13 protein-coding genes are annotated in these 17,341 nt (G+C 68.6%); 10 read left to right on the top strand and 3 right to left on the bottom strand.

What is annotated here, in order from left to right; all coding sequences use genetic code 11:
• Window positions 1–34: 34 nt before the first annotated feature.
• Both ACHMXA_RS08725 and ACHMXA_RS08720 read right to left on the bottom strand, forming a co-directional pair.
• Window positions 35–3,193, bottom strand: a complete 3,159-nt coding sequence (locus tag ACHMXA_RS08725) for an efflux RND transporter permease subunit (protein WP_176667877.1) — start codon at window positions 3,191–3,193, stop codon at window positions 35–37.
• A 55-nt stretch (window positions 3,194–3,248) separates the two neighbouring features.
• Window positions 3,249–4,436 (bottom strand): efflux RND transporter periplasmic adaptor subunit, encoded by a 1,188-nt coding sequence (locus tag ACHMXA_RS08720; protein WP_395321261.1) that lies wholly within the window; start codon window positions 4,434–4,436, stop codon window positions 3,249–3,251.
• A gap of 415 nt (window positions 4,437–4,851) precedes the next feature.
• Between ACHMXA_RS08720 and ACHMXA_RS08715 the strand changes: the two genes are divergently transcribed.
• The 9 genes from ACHMXA_RS08715 (at window position 4,852) to ACHMXA_RS08675 (ending at window position 14,934) form a co-directional block, all read left to right on the top strand.
• The gene (locus ACHMXA_RS08715) at window positions 4,852–5,148 is read left to right on the top strand and encodes a hypothetical protein (RefSeq protein ID WP_395320128.1); all 297 of its coding nucleotides are present in this window, start codon (window positions 4,852–4,854) and stop codon (window positions 5,146–5,148) included.
• A 127-nt stretch (window positions 5,149–5,275) separates the two neighbouring features.
• Complete coding sequence (gene miaB / locus ACHMXA_RS08710; RefSeq protein ID WP_395320126.1) at window positions 5,276–6,589, top strand: tRNA (N6-isopentenyl adenosine(37)-C2)-methylthiotransferase MiaB; 1,314 nt, start codon at window positions 5,276–5,278, stop codon at window positions 6,587–6,589.
• Complete coding sequence (locus ACHMXA_RS08705) at window positions 6,589–8,016, top strand: sensor histidine kinase (RefSeq protein WP_395320124.1); 1,428 nt, start codon at window positions 6,589–6,591, stop codon at window positions 8,014–8,016. The genes miaB and ACHMXA_RS08705 overlap by 1 nt, the downstream gene beginning before the upstream one ends.
• A 58-nt stretch (window positions 8,017–8,074) precedes the next feature.
• A complete protein-coding gene (locus ACHMXA_RS08700) occupies window positions 8,075–8,740 on the top strand; it encodes a hypothetical protein (protein WP_395320122.1) in 666 nt (221 codons plus the stop codon).
• A gap of 61 nt (window positions 8,741–8,801) precedes the next feature.
• A complete protein-coding gene (locus tag ACHMXA_RS08695) occupies window positions 8,802–10,190 on the top strand; it encodes a sigma 54-interacting transcriptional regulator (RefSeq protein WP_176667872.1) in 1,389 nt (462 codons plus the stop codon).
• Between the two features lie 193 nt (window positions 10,191–10,383).
• Window positions 10,384–10,587, top strand: coding sequence for a hypothetical protein (locus ACHMXA_RS08690; protein WP_093056182.1), 204 nt, complete (start codon window positions 10,384–10,386; stop codon window positions 10,585–10,587).
• 5 nt (window positions 10,588–10,592) lie between these two features.
• Window positions 10,593–12,605, top strand: a complete 2,013-nt coding sequence (gene mdoH, locus ACHMXA_RS08685; protein WP_176667871.1) for a glucans biosynthesis glucosyltransferase MdoH — start codon at window positions 10,593–10,595, stop codon at window positions 12,603–12,605.
• Between the two features lie 293 nt (window positions 12,606–12,898).
• Window positions 12,899–13,798, top strand: a complete 900-nt coding sequence (locus ACHMXA_RS08680) for an RNA ligase family protein (RefSeq protein ID WP_395320119.1) — start codon at window positions 12,899–12,901, stop codon at window positions 13,796–13,798.
• On the top strand, window positions 13,795–14,934 hold the full coding sequence (locus ACHMXA_RS08675) for an AAA family ATPase (protein WP_395320117.1): 1,140 nt from the start codon (window positions 13,795–13,797) through the stop codon (window positions 14,932–14,934). Before ACHMXA_RS08680 ends, ACHMXA_RS08675 begins: the two co-directional genes overlap by 4 nt.
• 86 nt (window positions 14,935–15,020) lie before the next feature.
• Here the strand turns inward: ACHMXA_RS08675 and ffh are convergent, their stop codons facing one another.
• On the bottom strand, window positions 15,021–16,409 hold the full coding sequence (gene ffh, locus ACHMXA_RS08670) for a signal recognition particle protein (RefSeq protein ID WP_395320115.1): 1,389 nt from the start codon (window positions 16,407–16,409) through the stop codon (window positions 15,021–15,023).
• Window positions 16,410–16,524: 115 nt separating this feature from the next.
• On the opposite strand from ffh, the gene ACHMXA_RS08665 reads away from it, so the two are divergent.
• Window positions 16,525–17,340, top strand: coding sequence for an inner membrane protein YpjD (locus ACHMXA_RS08665; RefSeq protein ID WP_395320113.1), 816 nt, complete (start codon window positions 16,525–16,527; stop codon window positions 17,338–17,340).
• Window position 17,341: the final 1 nt, after the last annotated feature.

Below are 17,341 nucleotides of genomic sequence, written 5' to 3'. Positions count from 1 at the left end.
CCGCCTCTTCTTCTCTTCTTGTCTCCGGCGGGGCTCAGGCGTGGGAGTGCTGCGAGTGCGACACCTCTGCCTGCGCCTCTCCCGGCAGATCGACCATCGGCCCCGTGCCGCTGTAGCGGTCCAGCGCGAGGTAGATCGCCGGCGTGATGTACAGCGTGATCACCTGCGAGAAGATCAGCCCGCCCACCACCGCCACGCCCAGCGGCTGCCGCAGCTCGGCGCCGGCGCCCAGGCCCAGTGCGAGCGGCAGCGCGCCCATCAGCGCGGCCAGCGTGGTCATCAGGATGGGGCGGAAGCGCAGGCGGCAGGCTTCGCGGATGGCGTCCACTGGCTTCATGCCCTCGGTGCGCTGCGCTTCCAGGGCGAAGTCGATCATCATGATCGCGTTCTTCTTCACGATGCCGATCAAGAGCAGGATGCCGATGGTCGCGATCAGCGTGAGGTCGAAGCCGAAGATCTTCAGCGAAATGAGCGCCCCCACCGCGGCCGAGGGCAGGCCCGCCAGGATGGTGATCGGGTGGATGTAGCTCTCGTAGAGCACGCCCAGCAGCACGTAGATGACCAGCACCGCCAGCACCAGCAGCACGGCCTGGCTCGACTGCGAGCTCTGGAACACCGCCGCATCGCCGCCGTAGGTGGTGATGATCGACGCAGGCATCTTCAGCTCTTCCTTGAAGCGGTCGATCTTCGCGGTCGCGTTGCCCAGCGGCACGTCGGGCGCGAGGTTGAACGACACCGTCACCGCCTGCAGCTGGCCCTGGTGGTTCACCGCGGTGGGCCCGACGGTGCGCTTGACGGTCGAGAAGGCCGACAGCGGCACCAGCTTGCCGGTGGTGCTGCGCACCGACAGGCGCGAGACGTCTTCCTCGAACTGGCGGTCGTTGTCGGCGGCCGAGAGGATCACCTGGTAGGTGTTGCTCGCGCCGTAGATGCTGCCGATCTGGCGGTCGCCATACGCGTTGTAGAGCGCAGTGCGCAGGTCGCCCACGGCCACGCCGAGCACGCCGGCCTTGTCGCGGTCGATGTCTAGCGTGGCCTGCAGGCCGCGGTTCTGCGAGTCGCTGGTGACGTCGCGGAAGTCGGGGTCGGCGCGCATGCGCTCCATGAGCCGCGTGGCCCACGGCACCATCTCGCCCGCGTTCACGCTCTGCAGCGTGTACTGGAAGCGCGCCTTGCTCTGGCGACCGCCCAGGCGCAGGTTCTGCACCGGCTGCATGTACACGGCGATGCCCGGGATCTCGCGGAAGCGCTGGCGCAACGACTCGAGCACCTTCGACATCTGCGGGCGCTCGCCGCGCGGCTTGAGCACCGCGAACAGGCGCCCGGAGTTCTGCGTGGCGGTGGGCCCACCCACGCCGACGAAGGAACTCACGTAGTCGACGCTCGGATCGTCCTTGAGCGCGGCGGCCACGCGGTCCTGCAGCGCCTTCATGGCGGTGAAGGAGATGTCTTCGGCCGCCTCGGTGGTGATCTGGATCTGGCCGATGTCCTCCTCGGGGAAGAAGCCCTTCGGGATGGTCGCGAACAGCCAGCCGGTGATGACGAAGGTGAGCGCCGCCATCAGAAGCATCACCTTGCGGTGACCCAGCGTCCAGTCCAGCGTGCTCATGTAGGTCGCATGCACCTTGCGGTAGCCGCGCTCGAACGCACGGCCGATGGCGGTGCCGGGCTCGGGGTGCTCTTCCTCGTGGTCGAGGGCGCCTTCCTTGCGCGGCACCTGCTTGAGCAGCCGGCTCGCGAGCATCGGCACCAGCGTGAGCGACACCACGGCCGACACCAGCACCGCCAGCGCCACCACCACCGCGAACTCGTGGAACAGCAGGCCGATCACGCCCGGCATGAAGAAGATCGGGATGAACACGGCCACCAGCGAGATCGAGATCGACACGATGGTGAAGCCCACCTCGCGCGCGCCGCGCAGCGCGGCGGCGAACGGGTCCATGCCCTTCTCGACGTAGCGCATGATGTTTTCCAGCACCACGATCGCGTCATCCACCACCAGGCCCACCGCGAGCGTGATGCCCAGCAGAGAGATGTTGTCCAGGCTGTAGCCGAAGGCGTAGAGCAGCGCCACCGCGCCGATCAGCGAAATCGGGATGGTCGCGGCCGGAATGAGCGTGGCCACCAGCCGGTGGAGGAACAGGAAGATCACCAGCACCACCAGCGCGATGGTGCCCAGCAGCGTGAGCTGAACGTCGTGCACCGCCTCGCGGATGGAGATGGAGCGGTCGTTCACCATCTGGATCTCGACCGACTGCGGCAGCTCCGCCTTGAAGCGCGGGATCAGCGCGCGTACGGCATCGACCACCTGCACGGTGTTGGCGTTGGGCTGGCGCTGCACGGCCAGCGAGATGGAGTCCTGCCCGTTGAAGCTGCTGGCGGTTTTTACCGATTCGAAGCTGTCCTCGATGGTCGCCACCTCGTCGAGCCGTACCGGCGAGCCGTTGCGCTGGCCGACGATCAGCTTGGCGAAATCGGCCGCCTTCATGAGCTGGCGGTTGGCCTGGATGGTGAGCGTCTGGCGCGGGCCATCGAGCACGCCGACCGGCGTGTTGGCATTGGCCGTGTTCACCGCCTTGGCCAGCTCGTCGAGCGTGATGTTGCGCGCGTTGAGCAAATCGGCGTTGGCCTTGATGCGCACCGCGAAGGCCTTGCGGCCGTACACGCCCACCTGCGCCACGCCGTCGATGGTCGAGAGCGTGGGCGAGATGAGGTTCTCGGCGTAGTCGTTGAGCTCCGACGGGTTCATCGACGGAGAGATCAGCGCGATGAACAGCACCGGTGCGTCTGCCGGATTCACCTTGCGGTACGAGGGCAGCTGCGTCAGCTCCTGCGGCAGCTGGCGCTGGGCGCGCAGCAGCGCGGCCTGCACGTCGACGGCGGCGGCGTCGATGTCGCGGCTGCTGACGAATTCGAGCGTGAGCGAGGTCACGCCCTGCGTGTTCACCGAGCTGATGGTCTGCAGGCCCGGGATGGTCGAGAACTGCTTTTCCAGCGGCAGCGCCACCGAGGACGCCATGGTGTCGGGACTGGCGCCGGGCAGCTGCGCGTTGACGTTGATGACCGGCGTGTTGTAGCTGGGCAGCGCGGCAACGGGGATGCTGAAGTACGCGAAGATGCCGATGACCACCACGGCGGCGGACAGCAGTACCGTCATCGCCGGACGGCGGATGCAGAGCTCCGAAATGTTCATCGGTCGACCTCCGCGCTTCGCGCTGCGGCATTCGCCTTGGGAGCGGCCCGGCGGCTCATGCGCGTTCCTGCCGCGGCGACTTGGCGTCAGTGCCGTCGGAAGACGCAGCGCTGCCGGGCGTGACGCCCGTCGTGCCGTTGGAAGGCGCGCCCGGCGCACCCGGGGCGGCGGCGGGCGCCTTCTCGTCCACGCGCACCTTGCCGCCCGGGCGCACGTTCTGGCTGCCCTCGATCACCACCTGCTCGCCCGGCTCGACGCCGCTCACGGCCACCTGCGTGCCGAAGGTGTGCAGCGCCTTCACCTTGCGGCGCGTGGCGGTCTTGGCCTGGTCGACCACGTAGAGCGAGGCGCCGTCGGACAGCATCATCAGCGCCGCGGCCGGCACCACCGTGGCGCCGCCGAGCGTGCGCACCGTGATGCGCGTGGCCACGAACTGGCCCGGCCACAGGCTCTGGTCGGCATTGGCGAACACGGCCTTGGCGCGCACGGTGCCGATCGTCGGATCGACGGTGTTGTCGACGAAGTCGAGCGTGCCGTTCAGCGGCTCCCTGCGGCCGGGAACGACGGCCTCGACCTTCGAGCGCGAGCGCGCGGCTTCCAGCAGGTCCTGCAGGTTGGCCTCGGGCACGGGGAAGCTCACCGCGATCGGGTCGAGCTGGGTGACGGTCACGAGCGACAGCGTCGGCTGCACCAGCGTGCCCGGGTAGATGTTGACCGCGCCGATGCGCCCCGCGATGGGCGCGCGCAGCGTGGCATAGCCCAGCGCCACCTGCGCCGACTGCACGGCCGCGCGGTCGGCCGCCACGGCGGCGCGCTGCGCCTCGAGCTGCGAGAGCGTGGCGTCGGCCGCGCTCTTGGCGATGAAGTTCTGCGCCACCAGCTCCTGGCTGCGCCTGTACTGGCGCTCGAGGTCGGCCATCGTGGCCTCGTCCTTCTGCTGCTGGGCCTTCGCGCGAGCCAGGTTGGCCTGGTCGTTGCGGTCGTCGAGCGAGAAGAGCAGCTGGCCGGCCTTGACGAACTGGCCCTCCTTCACGTGCACCGCGCTCACCGTGTTGGTCACCTGCGGGCGCAGGTCGACGCTGTTGAGTGACACCACGCTGCCGTTGACCTGCACCGTCACGGGAACGTCCTGCTTCTTCGCCGTGGCCAGCGTCACCAGCGCGGGCGCGCCGCCGCCGGCCGCGGCGCCGCCCTTGGCGTTCGGGGCCTTGGCATTCTGCGTGGCGGACTTGTCTCCGGACATGCTCCACCACCCGCCAGCGACGGCTACGATCAACACGCCCGCAAGGGCGACGGCGACATTTTTCTTCATGGGTTCTTGTGCACTTTGGGCTGACACCGACTATTGGATCAGCGGCCGACTCCTGGTGATCATGGGGCCCGTAAAGAAATGTAAAGCAGGTCAACCGAAAGTCGCACTACTCGCTGTGCCGGCCGAGGCGAACAGGGGCCCCTCGCTAAAATCGCCGGTCCACAGCCTCTGGATAAACCCCATGAACCGCTGCAAGAAACAATCCACGAATGCTCTCACTTTCATAGCGGCTTGCACAGCAACCATTGCTGCTGCAGTCCTTTTCCCGGCGGCCGCCAGCGCACAGGACGAAGTCCCCCGCCCCCAGACCCAGAACGAGTCGCTCCTGGGCGGCCGCGTCTTCCCCGTGGGCACCCTGCGCGGCAAGTTCATGGTGACCAACGCACCCGACGTCGAACTCGACGGCAAGCCCGACCGCCTGGGCGCCGGCGCGCGCATCCGCAGCGGCCAGAACATGCTGGTGATGCCCGGGGCCATCATCGGCCAGAAGTACCTCGTCAACTACACGCGCGACGCCGCCGGCCTGCTGCGCGAGGTGTGGATCCTCACGCCCGACGAAGCCACCGCCAGCCGCGAATCGCTGAACACGCCGTTCCTGAACGTCTGGCCGTTCACCTCGAACGACACCCTCAACACGCAGTAAGCAAGCAACAAGACGGCCGGCGCGGCAGGTTCCCGCGCGCCCGGCCGCCGTGCCCCCGCTTCGAGCAGGGGGCCACGAGAGAGAGTTCCCATGAAAAAAAGTATTCATCAAGACCTTCGGCTGCCAGATGAACGAGTACGACTCGGACAAGATGGCCGACGTGCTCAACGCCGCCCAGGGCTACGAGCCCACCCAGAACGTCGACGAGGCCGACCTCATCCTGTTCAACACCTGCTCGGTGCGCGAGAAGGCGCAGGAAAAGGTGTTCTCCGACCTCGGCCGCGTGAAGCACCTGAAGGCCAGGGGCGTGAAGATCGGCGTGGGCGGCTGCGTCGCCAGCCAGGAGGGCGAGGCCATCATCGCGCGCGCCCCTTACGTCGACATCGTCTTCGGCCCGCAGACCCTGCACCGCCTGCCCGAGATGCTGAACGACCGCGAGCGCCTGGACCGCCCGCAGGTGGACATCAGCTTCCCCGAGATCGAGAAATTCGACCACCTGCCGCCCGCGCGCGTCGAAGGCGCCACCGCCTTCGTGTCGATCATGGAAGGCTGCTCCAAGTACTGCAGCTACTGCGTGGTGCCCTACACCCGCGGCGAGGAAGTGAACCGCCCGCTCGACGACGTGCTGGTCGAGATCGCCGGCCTGGCCGACCAGGGCGTGCGCGAGATCACGCTGCTGGGCCAGAACGTGAATGCCTACCGCGGCAGGATGGGCGATACGTCGGAGATCGCCGACTTCGCGCTGCTCATCGAATACGTGGCCGAGATCCCCGGCATCGAGTGCATCCGCTACACCACCAGCCACCCGAACGAGTTCACGCCGCGCCTGATCGAGGCCTACGCGAAGGTGCCTCAGCTCGTGAGCCACCTGCACCTGCCGGTGCAGCACGGCAGCGACCGCATCCTGATGGCCATGAAGCGCGGCTACACCGCCATGGAATACAAGAGCACGGTGCGCAAGCTGCGCGCCATCCGCCCCGAGCTGGCGCTCAGCAGCGACTTCATCGTCGGCTTCCCCGGCGAGACCGAGGACGACTTCAACAAGATGATGAAGCTCATCGACGACTGCCAGTTCGACGCCAGCTTCAGCTTCATCTTCAGCCCGCGCCCCGGCACGCCGGCGGCCGCGCTGCACGACGACACGCCGCATGAAGCGAAGCTCGCGCGGCTGCACACGCTGCAGGCCGTGATCGACGCCAACGTGAAGCGCTTCGGCCAGGCGCTGGTCGGCACCACGCAGCGCGTGCTGGTGGAAGGCGCCTCGCGCAGGGATGCGAACGAGCTCATGGGCCGCACCGTCTGCAACCGCGTCGTCAACTTCGAGGGCGACGCCCGGCTGGTCGGCCAGATGATCGACCTGCGCATCACCCGCTCTCTGGCCTACACGCTGCGCGGCGAAGTGGTGACGAACGAATCGCCGATGGCGCTCGCCCACCACTGATGGCGAAGCGACCGTCCATACGGGGCTCGTTCCAGCAGCTCCTGCTCTTCGCCTTCCTGCTGATCACCGCGCTGCTGGTGGGCGTGGCGCTGCGCTCGGTGCTGCAGTACGACGCGCTCATGACGCAGAGCCGCGACGCGGCCGCGCGCGCGCTGCGCCTGTCGGGCGCCTCCCAGTCGCTGGCCGAGCGCAGCGCGGCCATGGAGCGCGCCGGGCGCCAGTCGCTGGTGCTGAACGACGCCGTGCTGCGCCGCCGCTTCGACGACGCCGCGCGCGAGGCGCACCAGGTGCTCGAGCGCCTGGAGAAGAACGGCCTGCCGCCCGCCGGCATCGACATGTGGCGCACGCAGCTCGGCGTGATCGAGGGCCTGATGAGCGGCAGCGCCGACAGCGCCCTGGCCCGCGAGAGCACGATGGCGATGCAGTTCCGCGAGCTCGATGCGCTCAACACCAACATCGCGCAGCAGGCGCAGTTCCTCATCGAGACGCAGAACGACGCGCTGGCCCGGCGCATCGAGAACGCGCGCCGCCGGCTGATGCGCGAGGTGGTGGCCGCCAGCGTGCTGGCCGTGGTGCTGGCGCTGGCCTTCGGCATCTGGCTGGCGCGGCCCTTCAAGCGGCTGGAGCAGGCCATCGTCGGACTCGGGCAGAACCGGCTCGACGAGCCGATCGACATCCGCGGCCCGGCCGACGTGCGGCGCGTGTCGCAGCAGCTCGAATGGCTGCGGCTGCGCCTGACCGAGCTCGATGCCGACAAGGCGCGCTTCCTGCGCCACGTGTCGCACGAGCTGAAGACGCCGCTGGCCGCGCTGCGCGAGGGCGTGTCTCTGCTGGAAGACGGCGTGACCGGCCCGCTGAACCCGGCGCAGCTCGAAGTCGCGCAGATCCTGAACCAGAACACCGTGTCGCTGCAGGGCCAGATCGAGGCGCTGCTGCGCTTCAACGCCGCCGCCTTCGAGGCGCGCGAGCTGCGCCGCGAGCGCACCGAGCTGCTGCCGCTGATCGAGGAACAGATCGAGGCCCAGCGCCTGCAGTGGCAGTCGCACGGGCTGCGTGTGCGCGCCGAGGGCGACCCCGTCACGGTCACGGTCGACCGCGCCAAGCTCGGCACCGCCATCGCCAACCTGCTGAGCAACGCCATCCGCTTTTCGGTAACCGGCGGTGTCATCACGCTGGCCGTGTCGCAGACGCCCGAGGCGGTGCACATCGACGTGAACGACGCCGGGCCGGGCATCGCCGAGGGGGATCGCGACCGGATCTTCGAACCCTTCTTCCGCGGCGAGCGCCAGCCCGAACACACCGTGAAGGGCACGGGCATCGGACTTTCCATCGTGCAGGAGTACATTGCAGCCCACGGGGGCCGCATCACCCTGCAGCCCGGCGGTCCAGGTGCCCGCTTCCGCATCGAACTGCCGCGCACGGCCTGACCGCCCCGGCACCCCTCTCCAGATACTGTCCGACCGCCTCGCGTCCTTTCTTCGACCCATGTCTTTTCCGTTCGTCCGCCGTTCCTCCTTCGCCGGGGCGATGACCGTGCCTTTCGTCCTGCTGCTGGCCGCCTGCGCCTCGCAGCCCAAGCCGCCCGCGGAGGCCGATGCGCTGCCGCCGCCGCCGGTCGTGCCGCGCGTGATGCCGGTGGAGGCCGAGCCCAAGGCGCCGGCCACGCAGCCTGCCGCGTCGCTGTTCACGACGATGCTGCAGGGGCCGGTGGCCTCGATGCTGTCGTACGCCGACAAGGTGCGCCCGCTCAGCGGCGCCGACCTCAGCGCGGAGATCGCCCGCGTGGGCGACCCCGGCGACTCGCCCACGGCGCAGATGCAGCTGGCGCTGCTGCTCTCGCAGACCCGCGTGCCGGCCGACCTGGCGCGCGCGCTGGGCCTGCTGCAGCGCGTGATCTCCAACCCCGCGCCCGAGGCGCAGGCGCTGCAGCCGCTGGCGCGCGCGCTGGCCGCGCGCTACGTGGAGCAGCGCCGCGTCGAGGACGACCGCGACAAGCAGGTGCAGGCGCTGCGCGACAGCCAGCGCCGCATCGACCAGCTCAACGACCGCATCGAAGCGCTGCGCGCCATCGAGCGCAGCTTTGCACGGCCCAACAACAACCCGGCACCGGCCATGCCGGCCGCGCCGCCCAGCGCCAAGCCCAATCAATGAGCGCAGCGCCGGGCCGCACCAGGCAAGCCCGCACCGTAGTGCGAAGCACGGAGGTTTTTCGATGAGTACTACCGGCGCCCGCCTCCTCGTGGTCGATGACGACCCGGACATGCTGCGGCTGCTGTCGATGCGGCTGAGCTCGGCGGGCTACCAGGTCACGGCCGTCACCTCGGCCGAGACGGCGCTCACGCAGCTCGAGATCGAACATCCCCAGCTGGTGCTGAGCGACGTGCGCCTGCCCGGGCGCGACGGCCTGCAGCTCTTCGACGAGATCCGCAAGCGCCATCCCTCGCTGCCGGTGATCCTGCTGACCGCGCACGGCACCATTCCCGACGCGGTGGAGGCCACGGCGCGCGGCGTGTTCACCTATCTCACCAAGCCCTACGACGGGCGCGAACTGCTCGACAAGATCGCGCAGGCGCTGGCGCTCGGCGCCCCCGCCGCCACCCCGAGCAAAGCCGGCGACGACAGCTGGCGCTCCGAGATCGTGAGCCGCAGCAACCGCATGGCCGAGCTGCTGGCCGAGGCGCGCATGGTCGCCAAGTCGGACGCCTCGGTGCTGCTGCGCGGCGACTCCGGCGCCGGCAAGGAAATGCTGGCGCGCGCCATCCACAAGGCCAGCGCGCGTGCCGACAAGCCCTTCGTGGCGGTCAACTGCGGCGCCATCCCCGAGGCGCTGCTCGAATCGGAACTCTTCGGCCACATGAAGGGCGCCTTCACCGACGCCCACGCCAATCACAAGGGCCTGTTCCAGCAGGCCGACGGCGGCACGCTGCTGCTGGACGAAATCGGCGACATGCCGCCCGCCCTGCAGGTCAAGCTGCTGCGCGTGCTGCAGGAGCGCGCCGTGCGGCCGCTGGGCGCGAGCCAGTCGATCCAGGTCGACGTGCGCATCGTCTCGGCCACCCACCGCGACCTCGACGCCGCGATGGAGGCAGGCCAGTTCCGCGAGGACCTGTACTACCGCCTGAACGTGGTGACGCTGACGCTGCCGCCGCTGTCGGCGCGCCGGGAAGACATTCCGCTCTTGGCCAACCACTTCCTGCAGCGCCTGTCGACCAAGTACGGCAAGCGGCTCTCGGGCTTCGCGCCGGAGGCGCTGAAGGCGCTGACCATGGCCGCGTGGCCGGGCAACGTGCGACAGCTCTACAACGTGGTGGAGCAGGTCTGCGCGCTGTCGAGCTCGCCGCTGATTCCGCTGGCGCTGGTGCAGCGGGCGCTACGCGTGCCGACGGTCGAAGTGCAGACCTACGCCGAGGCCAAGCAGCGTTTCGAGCGCGACTACCTCGTCGGCCTGCTGAAACTGACGGACGGCAACGTGGCCGACGCGGCCCGCCTGGCCGACCGCAATCGCACGGAGTTCTACCGGCTGCTGCAGAAGCACGAACTCACTCCCGGGCACTTCAAGGCCGACGCTGTCGCTGGGGGCAGCGACGCTGTCGCCGAGTAGCGACGCTGCTAAGTCGTTGATTTATATGGCCTATCCCTACCCGCCCTCGCGGCTTGTCGGGATTCGGCGACAAAAACAGGGGTTTTGAGGCCGTCCGGCGGCCTCGGGCCCCGAAAAACGCCTTCGGATCGCTCCAAGTCGTTGATCTGAAAGCATTTTTCCAGCCTGGCACAGGGTTTGCCCCTGTACCGGCATGACAGCACTTACCAGCCCATCTTTCGCACTGCGCCAGCAGCGCGACGGCCTGCGTCAAAAGCAGTTTTCCCCCTCGCGGCCCCGCGCCGCGGGCCATTCGCTGGCCGCGCTCGCAAGCGCCGGCGGCGCTGAACCGGATTGCGTGATCAAGCGCTTTCCTGCCATTGGCGACACCCCTTCCCTCGACAAGCAACGTTGGTAAATCACATGAAGCCGAACGACTTCTCCCAACTGAACGTGCTGGCCGATACCGATTTCTCGCGCCGCAGCCCGGTTCGCGAAGAACGCCATCCCAACTCGGTCACCGCCCCCCCGGTCAACCGCGGCTCCATGACGCCGCGCCCCTGGCGCGGTTTCTGGAACAGCCTCGGCACCGCCGCGCTGGTCAAGCTCGGCGCGGGCCGTGACGCCGAAGCCGGCGCTCACCCCGCCAACGAAACGAAGCAGCCCTGGCAGCGCGCCGCCGCCCGCCGCCGCTTCGCCTTCATGATGCTCACGCTGCTGAGCACCGTGATCGCGTCGTCGCTCTTCGCCAGCGTTCAGCCCGACTACGACAACCTCTGGCTCGAATACGGCCAGATCGGCCTGTACGGCCTGCTCTCGGGCTGGGTCGTGACCGGCTTCGTGACCGCGCTGATGGGCTTCTACGTTTCCGTGCGCGGCGACAAGCACTCCCTCTCGGCGAAGCAGGTGGCCAACCACCCGATGAACCCCGAGGCACGCACGGCAATCATCATGCCGATCTGCAACGAGGACGTGGCCACCGTGTTCGCCGGCCTGCGCGCCACCTGCGAATCGGTCGCGGCCACCGGCCACGCGAAGCAGTTCGACGTGTTCGTGCTGTCCGACAGCTACAACCCCGAGACCGCTGCCGCCGAGCGCGCCGCCTGGGAAGACCTTCGCGCCGCGCTGGCCGAGAGCCCGAACCAGCCGCAGGTCGAGGTCTACTACCGCCTGCGCACCCGCCGTACGCACCGCAAGGCCGGCAACGTCGCCGACTTCTGCCGCCGCTGGGGCAAGGACTACCGCTACATGGTCGTGCTCGACGCCGACTCGGTGATGAGCGGCGACTGCCTGACCTCGATGGTCAAGCTGATGGAAGCCAACCCCACCGCCGGCATCATCCAGACCGCGACGCAGGCCATCGGCCACGTCACGCTGCACGCACGCGCACAGCAGTTCGCCTCGCGCGTGACCGGCCGCCTGTTCACGCTGGGCATGCAGTTCTGGCAGCTGGGCGAGTCGCACTACTGGGGCCACAACGCGATCATCCGCGTCGAACCCTTCATGAAGCACTGCGCGCTGGCCCCGATCAAGGGCACCGGCGGCATGTCGGGCGGCATCATGTCGCACGACTTCGTCGAAGCCGCGCTGATGCGCCGCGCCGGCTACCACGTGTGGCTGGTGTCCGACCTGGTCGGCAGCTACGAGCAGCAACCGCCGGACCTGCTGGCCGAACTGCAGCGCGACCGCCGCTGGTGCCAGGGCAACCTGCAGAACGCCCGCCTGATGGCCGAACCCGGCATCCATTCGGTCCACCGCGCGATGTTCGTGACCGGCACCATGGCCTACGTCTCGGCCCCGCTGTGGCTCGCATTCCTGACGCTGGGCACTGCCCTGTGGCTGAGCGGCTCGAGCCTGGTCTCCAGCTGGAGCGTGCTGCCCGCCGAACTGGCCGGCCTGTGGGTCTGGACGCTGTGCCTGCTGTTCCTGCCGCGCGTACTGGGCATCGCCGCCGTGCTGATGCGCGGCGAGCAGCGCCAGTATGGTGGCCTCTGGGGCCTGGTGAAGAGCTCGGTGATGGAAGCCGGCCTGGCCATCGTTCAGGCACCGGTGCGCATGCTGGCCCATTCGCTCTTCGTGCTGGTCGCCCTCACCGGCATCAAGCTCGACTGGAAGTCGCCCCCGCGGGAAGCCGCCGCCGTGCCGTGGAAGGTCGCTGCCTCGCAGCTGGCTCCCATGACGCTGGTGATCGCGATGCTGGCCGTCGGCGTCGCCATGATCGACCCGAGCGCGCTGGTCTGGCTCATGCCCGTCGGCCTGCCGCTGCTGCTGGCGATCCCGCTGACCGTGCTGACCAGCCAGATCGCGCTGGGCACCACGCTGCGCGACCGCGGCTACCTGCTGATTCCCGAGGAATCGCGCTCGCCGGCCGTGCTGCGCCGCGCATGGATGCACGCGCTGCGCCTGGCTCGCCCGGCAGCGCTGGCCACCGCCTGATGCGCTGAAGACACACTGCCTCGAAAAGCCGGCCACTGGGCCGGCTTTTTTCATGGCGCGTGGCTAGAATCGCCGACTTCTTTTTTCATCCACCCACGGATCCCTTCGATCCACAGGAGCGCCAAGTGCCCCGTCTCGCCGTCATCACCCTCTGACGCCGACAACGCCGCTTCATTGCCGGTCATGTCGGGCGCTAAGCTGCGCTTTCCGCTGACCGCAATCCGCTTCTTCCAGCTTTCCAGCTTCGCTCCCGCACGTTGTCGGTTCTTCCTGGTTCCATCCGGAGAACAAACGTGTTTCCTCTCTCTTCTTCTCTTTCATCGATCCCGCTGCTCAAGTACCCACGTACTGCGCACCTGGAAGGCTCCCGGCTGCAGGCCGGTGACAGCGACGACGGCCAGACGCCGCTGTCGGAACTGCAAGGCATGCACGTCGTCATCGAGGAAAAGCTCGATGGCGCCAATGCAGCCGTGTCGTTCACTTCCGCAGGCGAACTGCTTCTGCAGTCGCGCGGCCACTACCTCGCGGGCGGCTCCGGCGAGCGCCAGTTCAACCTGTTCAAGCACTGGGCCGCCGCACATGAAGCGGCGCTGCTGGAGCGGCTCGAAGACCGCTACGTGATGTACGGCGAGTGGTGCTTCGCCAAGCACAGCTGCTGGTACGACCGGCTGCCGGCCTTCTTCCTGGAGTTCGACATCTACGACCGGCAGTCGCAGTGCTTCCTGTCGACGCCAGCGCGGCATACGCTGCTCGAAGGCAGCCCGGTGCTGCCGGTGCCCGTGCTCTACGAAGGCGAAATGCCGCGCAGCGCGAAGGCATTGCAGGCGCTTGTGAAGCCCTCGCTGGCGCGCAGCACGGACTGGAAGCCCGCCTTCGAAGCCGCCGTGGCGCAGGAAGGCCAGCCGCTCGATCTCGTTCGGCAGCAGACCGACCTGTCCGACCTCGCCGAGGGCCTGTACCTCAAGACCGAATCGGACGGCCAGGTGACCGGCCGCTACAAGTGGGTGCGCCCGGATTTCGTCCAGACCATCCTCGACTCGGGCTCGCATCACAGCCGCCGGCCGGTGCTGCCCAACCAGCTGGCGCCGGGCGTGGATCTCTACGCACCGACGCCGCAGCTGACCTGGCAGGACCTGGGCCTGCGCACATTGCGCGATCCGGCCGAACTGACGACCACAGGGAGGAAGCGATGAACTTCGACGATCTCCGCGCCCTGGTGCCCGAGCCCGGCAAGGACACCGACTGGGCGCAATGCTGCGAACTGCTGCCGGCCCTGCTGCGCCTCGAAGAGACGCCGCAAGACCCGTACTACCACGCCGAAGGCAACGTCGGCATCCACACCCGCATGGTGCTCGACGCGCTGATGCAGGACGCGCACTACCGCCGCGCCGACGCAGACGGCCGCTTCGTGCTGTTCATGGCCTGCCTGCTGCACGACATCGCCAAGCCCGACACCACGGTGATCGACGAGGCCAGCGGCCGCATCGGCCAGCCGGGCCACTCGCGGCGGGGCGCGGTCGACGTGCGCGTGCTGATGTGGAAAGCGCGCGTGCCTTTCGCGCTGCGCGAGGCGGTGTGCCGGATCATCGCGGTGCACCAGGTGCCGTTCCATGCCTTCTCCTCGCGCAAGGGCGTGCGGCCCGAGTGGCTGGCGCACAAGCTCTCATGGGAGCTGAGCCTGCCCGACCTGTGCTGCGTGGCGCGCTGCGACATGCTCGGGCGCCACTACGAGAAGCGCGCGGACAGCATGGCCGACATCGCGCTCTTCGAGCAGCTGGCGCAGGAGGAAGGCTGCTGGGAAGGCCCGCGGAAGATGGCCGACGCCCACACGCGCCTGGCCTACTTCCGCGGCGCCGACACCAGCCCCGACTACCCGCTGTTCCAGAACGCCGGATCGCAGGTGACGGTGATGTGCGGGCTGCCTGCCAGCGGCAAGAACCACTGGGTGGCACAGCATCGAAAGGGCTGGCCGGTGGTGTCTTTCGACGATGCGCGCGCCGAGCTCGGCCTCAAGCACGGCGAGAACGACGGGCTCGCCGCGCACCACGCGATCGACCAGGCGAAGGCGCTGCTGCGCAGGCAGGAGCACTTCGTCTGGAACGCCACGCACCTGAGCCAGCAGATGCGCACCAAGACGCTCGACCTGCTGTGGGCCTACCACGCGCACATCGAGCTGGTCTACCTGGAAGTGCCGCACCCGGAGCTGATGCGCCGCAACCGCGAGCGCGACACCACGCTGTCGAACGCGGGCATCGAGCGCATGCTGCACCGCTGGGAGCTGCCGGCGCCGGTGGAGGCGCACGAGACGGTCTACGAAGTCCAGACCTGAAGGAGATGCAGACCTGAAAAGCAGAAGGCCCGCCGGTTCACCCCGGCGGGCCTTCTTATATATATGTGTGCGCGTGCAGCGTCCGCTCAGAACGGCAGCTTCGGCCCGCCGGGGCCGCCCATTCCGCCCAGGCCCTTCATGCCGCCCATGCGCTTCATCATCTTCATGAGGCCCCCGCCCTTCATCTTCTTCATCATGCCCTGCATCTGCTCGAACTCGTTGAGCAGGCGGTTCACTTCCTGGACCTGAACGCCGGCGCCCGCCGCGATGCGGCGCTTGCGCGTGGCCTTCAGCAGCTCGGGCTTGCGGCGCTCCAGCGGCGTCATGCTGTTGATGATGCCTTCCTTGCGGCGGATGTCGCGCTCGGCGCGGCTCAGGTCGGCCTCGCTGGCCTTGGCGGCCATCTGCGTGGGCAGCTTGTCCATCAGGCTGGAGAGGCCGCCCATCTGCTTCATCTGCTGCAGCTGGCCGAGGAAGTCGTTGAGGTCGAAGCCCGCGCCGCTCTTGACCTTGGCCGCGAGCTTCTGCGCCGCCGCCACGTCGACGCCGGCCGTGACCTGCTCGACCAGCGCAACGATGTCGCCCATGCCCAGGATGCGGCCCGCATGGCGCTCGGCGTCGAACACCTCCAGGCCGTCGATCTTCTCGCTCACGCCCGCGAACTTGATCGGCACGCCCGTCACCTGGCGCACCGACAGCGCCGCGCCGCCGCGCGAATCGCCGTCGGTCTTGGTCAGGATGATGCCGGTGAGCGGCAGCGCCTCCTTGAAGGCCTTGGCGGTGTTGATCGCGTCCTGGCCCTGCATGGCGTCGACCACGAAGAGCGTCTCGACCGGGTCGAGCGCAGCGTGCAGCTGCTTGATCTCGGCCATCAGCACTTCGTCGATGGCCAGGCGGCCGGCCGTGTCGACCAGCAGCACGTCGAAATAGTGGCGCTTGGCGTGGTCGAGCGCGGCGCGCGCGATGTCCAGCGGCTTCTGGTCGGGCGTGCTCGGGAACCACTCGGCACCGGCCTGCCTGGTGACGGTCTTGAGCTGCTCGATGGCGGCGGGGCGGTAGACGTCGCCCGACACGGTGAGCACCTTCTTCTTGCGCTTCTCGATCAGGTGCTTGGCGAGCTTGGCGGTGGTGGTGGTCTTGCCGGCGCCCTGCAGGCCGGCCATGAGGATCACCGCCGGCGGCTGGGCCGCGAGGTTGATGTCGGACACGCCCTCGCCCATGGTGGCGGCGAGTTCGCGGTTGACGATGCCCACCAGCGCCTGGCCCGGCTTGAGCGAGCCCAGCACTTCCTGGCCGAGCGCCTTTTCCTTCACGCGGGCGACGAAGTCGCGCACCACGGGCAGGGCCACGTCGGCCTCCAGCAGCGCCATGCGCACCTCGCGCAGCATGTCCTGCACGTTGCTTTCGGTGATGCGGGCCTGGCCGCTCATCGTCTTGACGAGGCGGGAGAACTTTTCTGTGAGGGCGGTGGCCATGAGGGGGATGCCTTGCTGCCCGCTGTGGCGCGGGCCGGATGAGAAGCCTGGGAGACGGGAAAGAACTTGAAGCCGGGCGCCGGGAACGCAATAGCGAGACGCTAAACTCCGGCCGATGATTTTAGCGATCCCCTCCCCGCTCGGCGTGGCTCTGGGCATCGCCACCGCGGTTGCCTACGGTTTTGTCGCCGCCGCCGGCGCCAGATTCAGCCGCCAATCGACCCAATGGACGCTCGGGATCGCATGGCTGCTGCACGCTGCGGCCCTCGCCCATGGTCTCGTCGGCAGCGAGCCGCGCTTCGGTTTCGCGCCGGCGCTGTCGGTCACGGCGTGGCTGGTGCTCACCGTCTACGCGGTCGAAAGCCGCATGTATCCCCAGCTGAAGGTGCGGCGCGCGCTCGCCTGGCTGGGCGCGGCCGCGGTGCTGCTGGCCATCCTGTTTCCAGGCACGCCGCTGCACGTGACGGCATCGCCGTGGCTGCCGCTGCACCTGGCGCTGGGCATCGCCTCCTACGGCCTGTTCGGCGCCGCGGTGGTGCATGCCTGGCTGATCACCCGCGCCGAAAAGCAGATCCGCCTGGCCGCTGCCGTCGAGCCGCAGGGCGGCGTGCCGCTGCTCACGCTCGAGCGGCTCACCTTCCGCTTCGTCACCGCCGGCTTCGTGCTGCTGTCGGCCACGCTGCTGGCGGGCCTGTTCTTCAGCGAGCAGCTGTACGGGCTGGCCGGCCGCGCCTGGAAGTGGGACCACAAGACCATCTTCTCGGTGCTCGCCTGGATCAGCTTCGCGATCCTGCTGATCGGCCGGGCCCGCTTCGGCTGGCGCGGCCGCACGGCGCGCCGCGTGCTCTACGCCGGCTCGGCGCTGCTGCTGCTGGCCTACGTGGGCTCGCGCTTCGTGCTCGAAGTGGTCCTCGCGCGCCCCCCCGCCTGAA

Origin of the sequence: Variovorax sp. UC74_104 (assembly GCF_044055375.1) — a bacterium.
In the GTDB taxonomy this organism is placed as follows: Bacteria; Pseudomonadota; Gammaproteobacteria; order Burkholderiales; family Burkholderiaceae_C; genus Variovorax.
The sequence above is the reverse complement of the archived record's forward strand: the minus strand, read 5'-3'. Positions and strand labels throughout refer to the sequence as shown.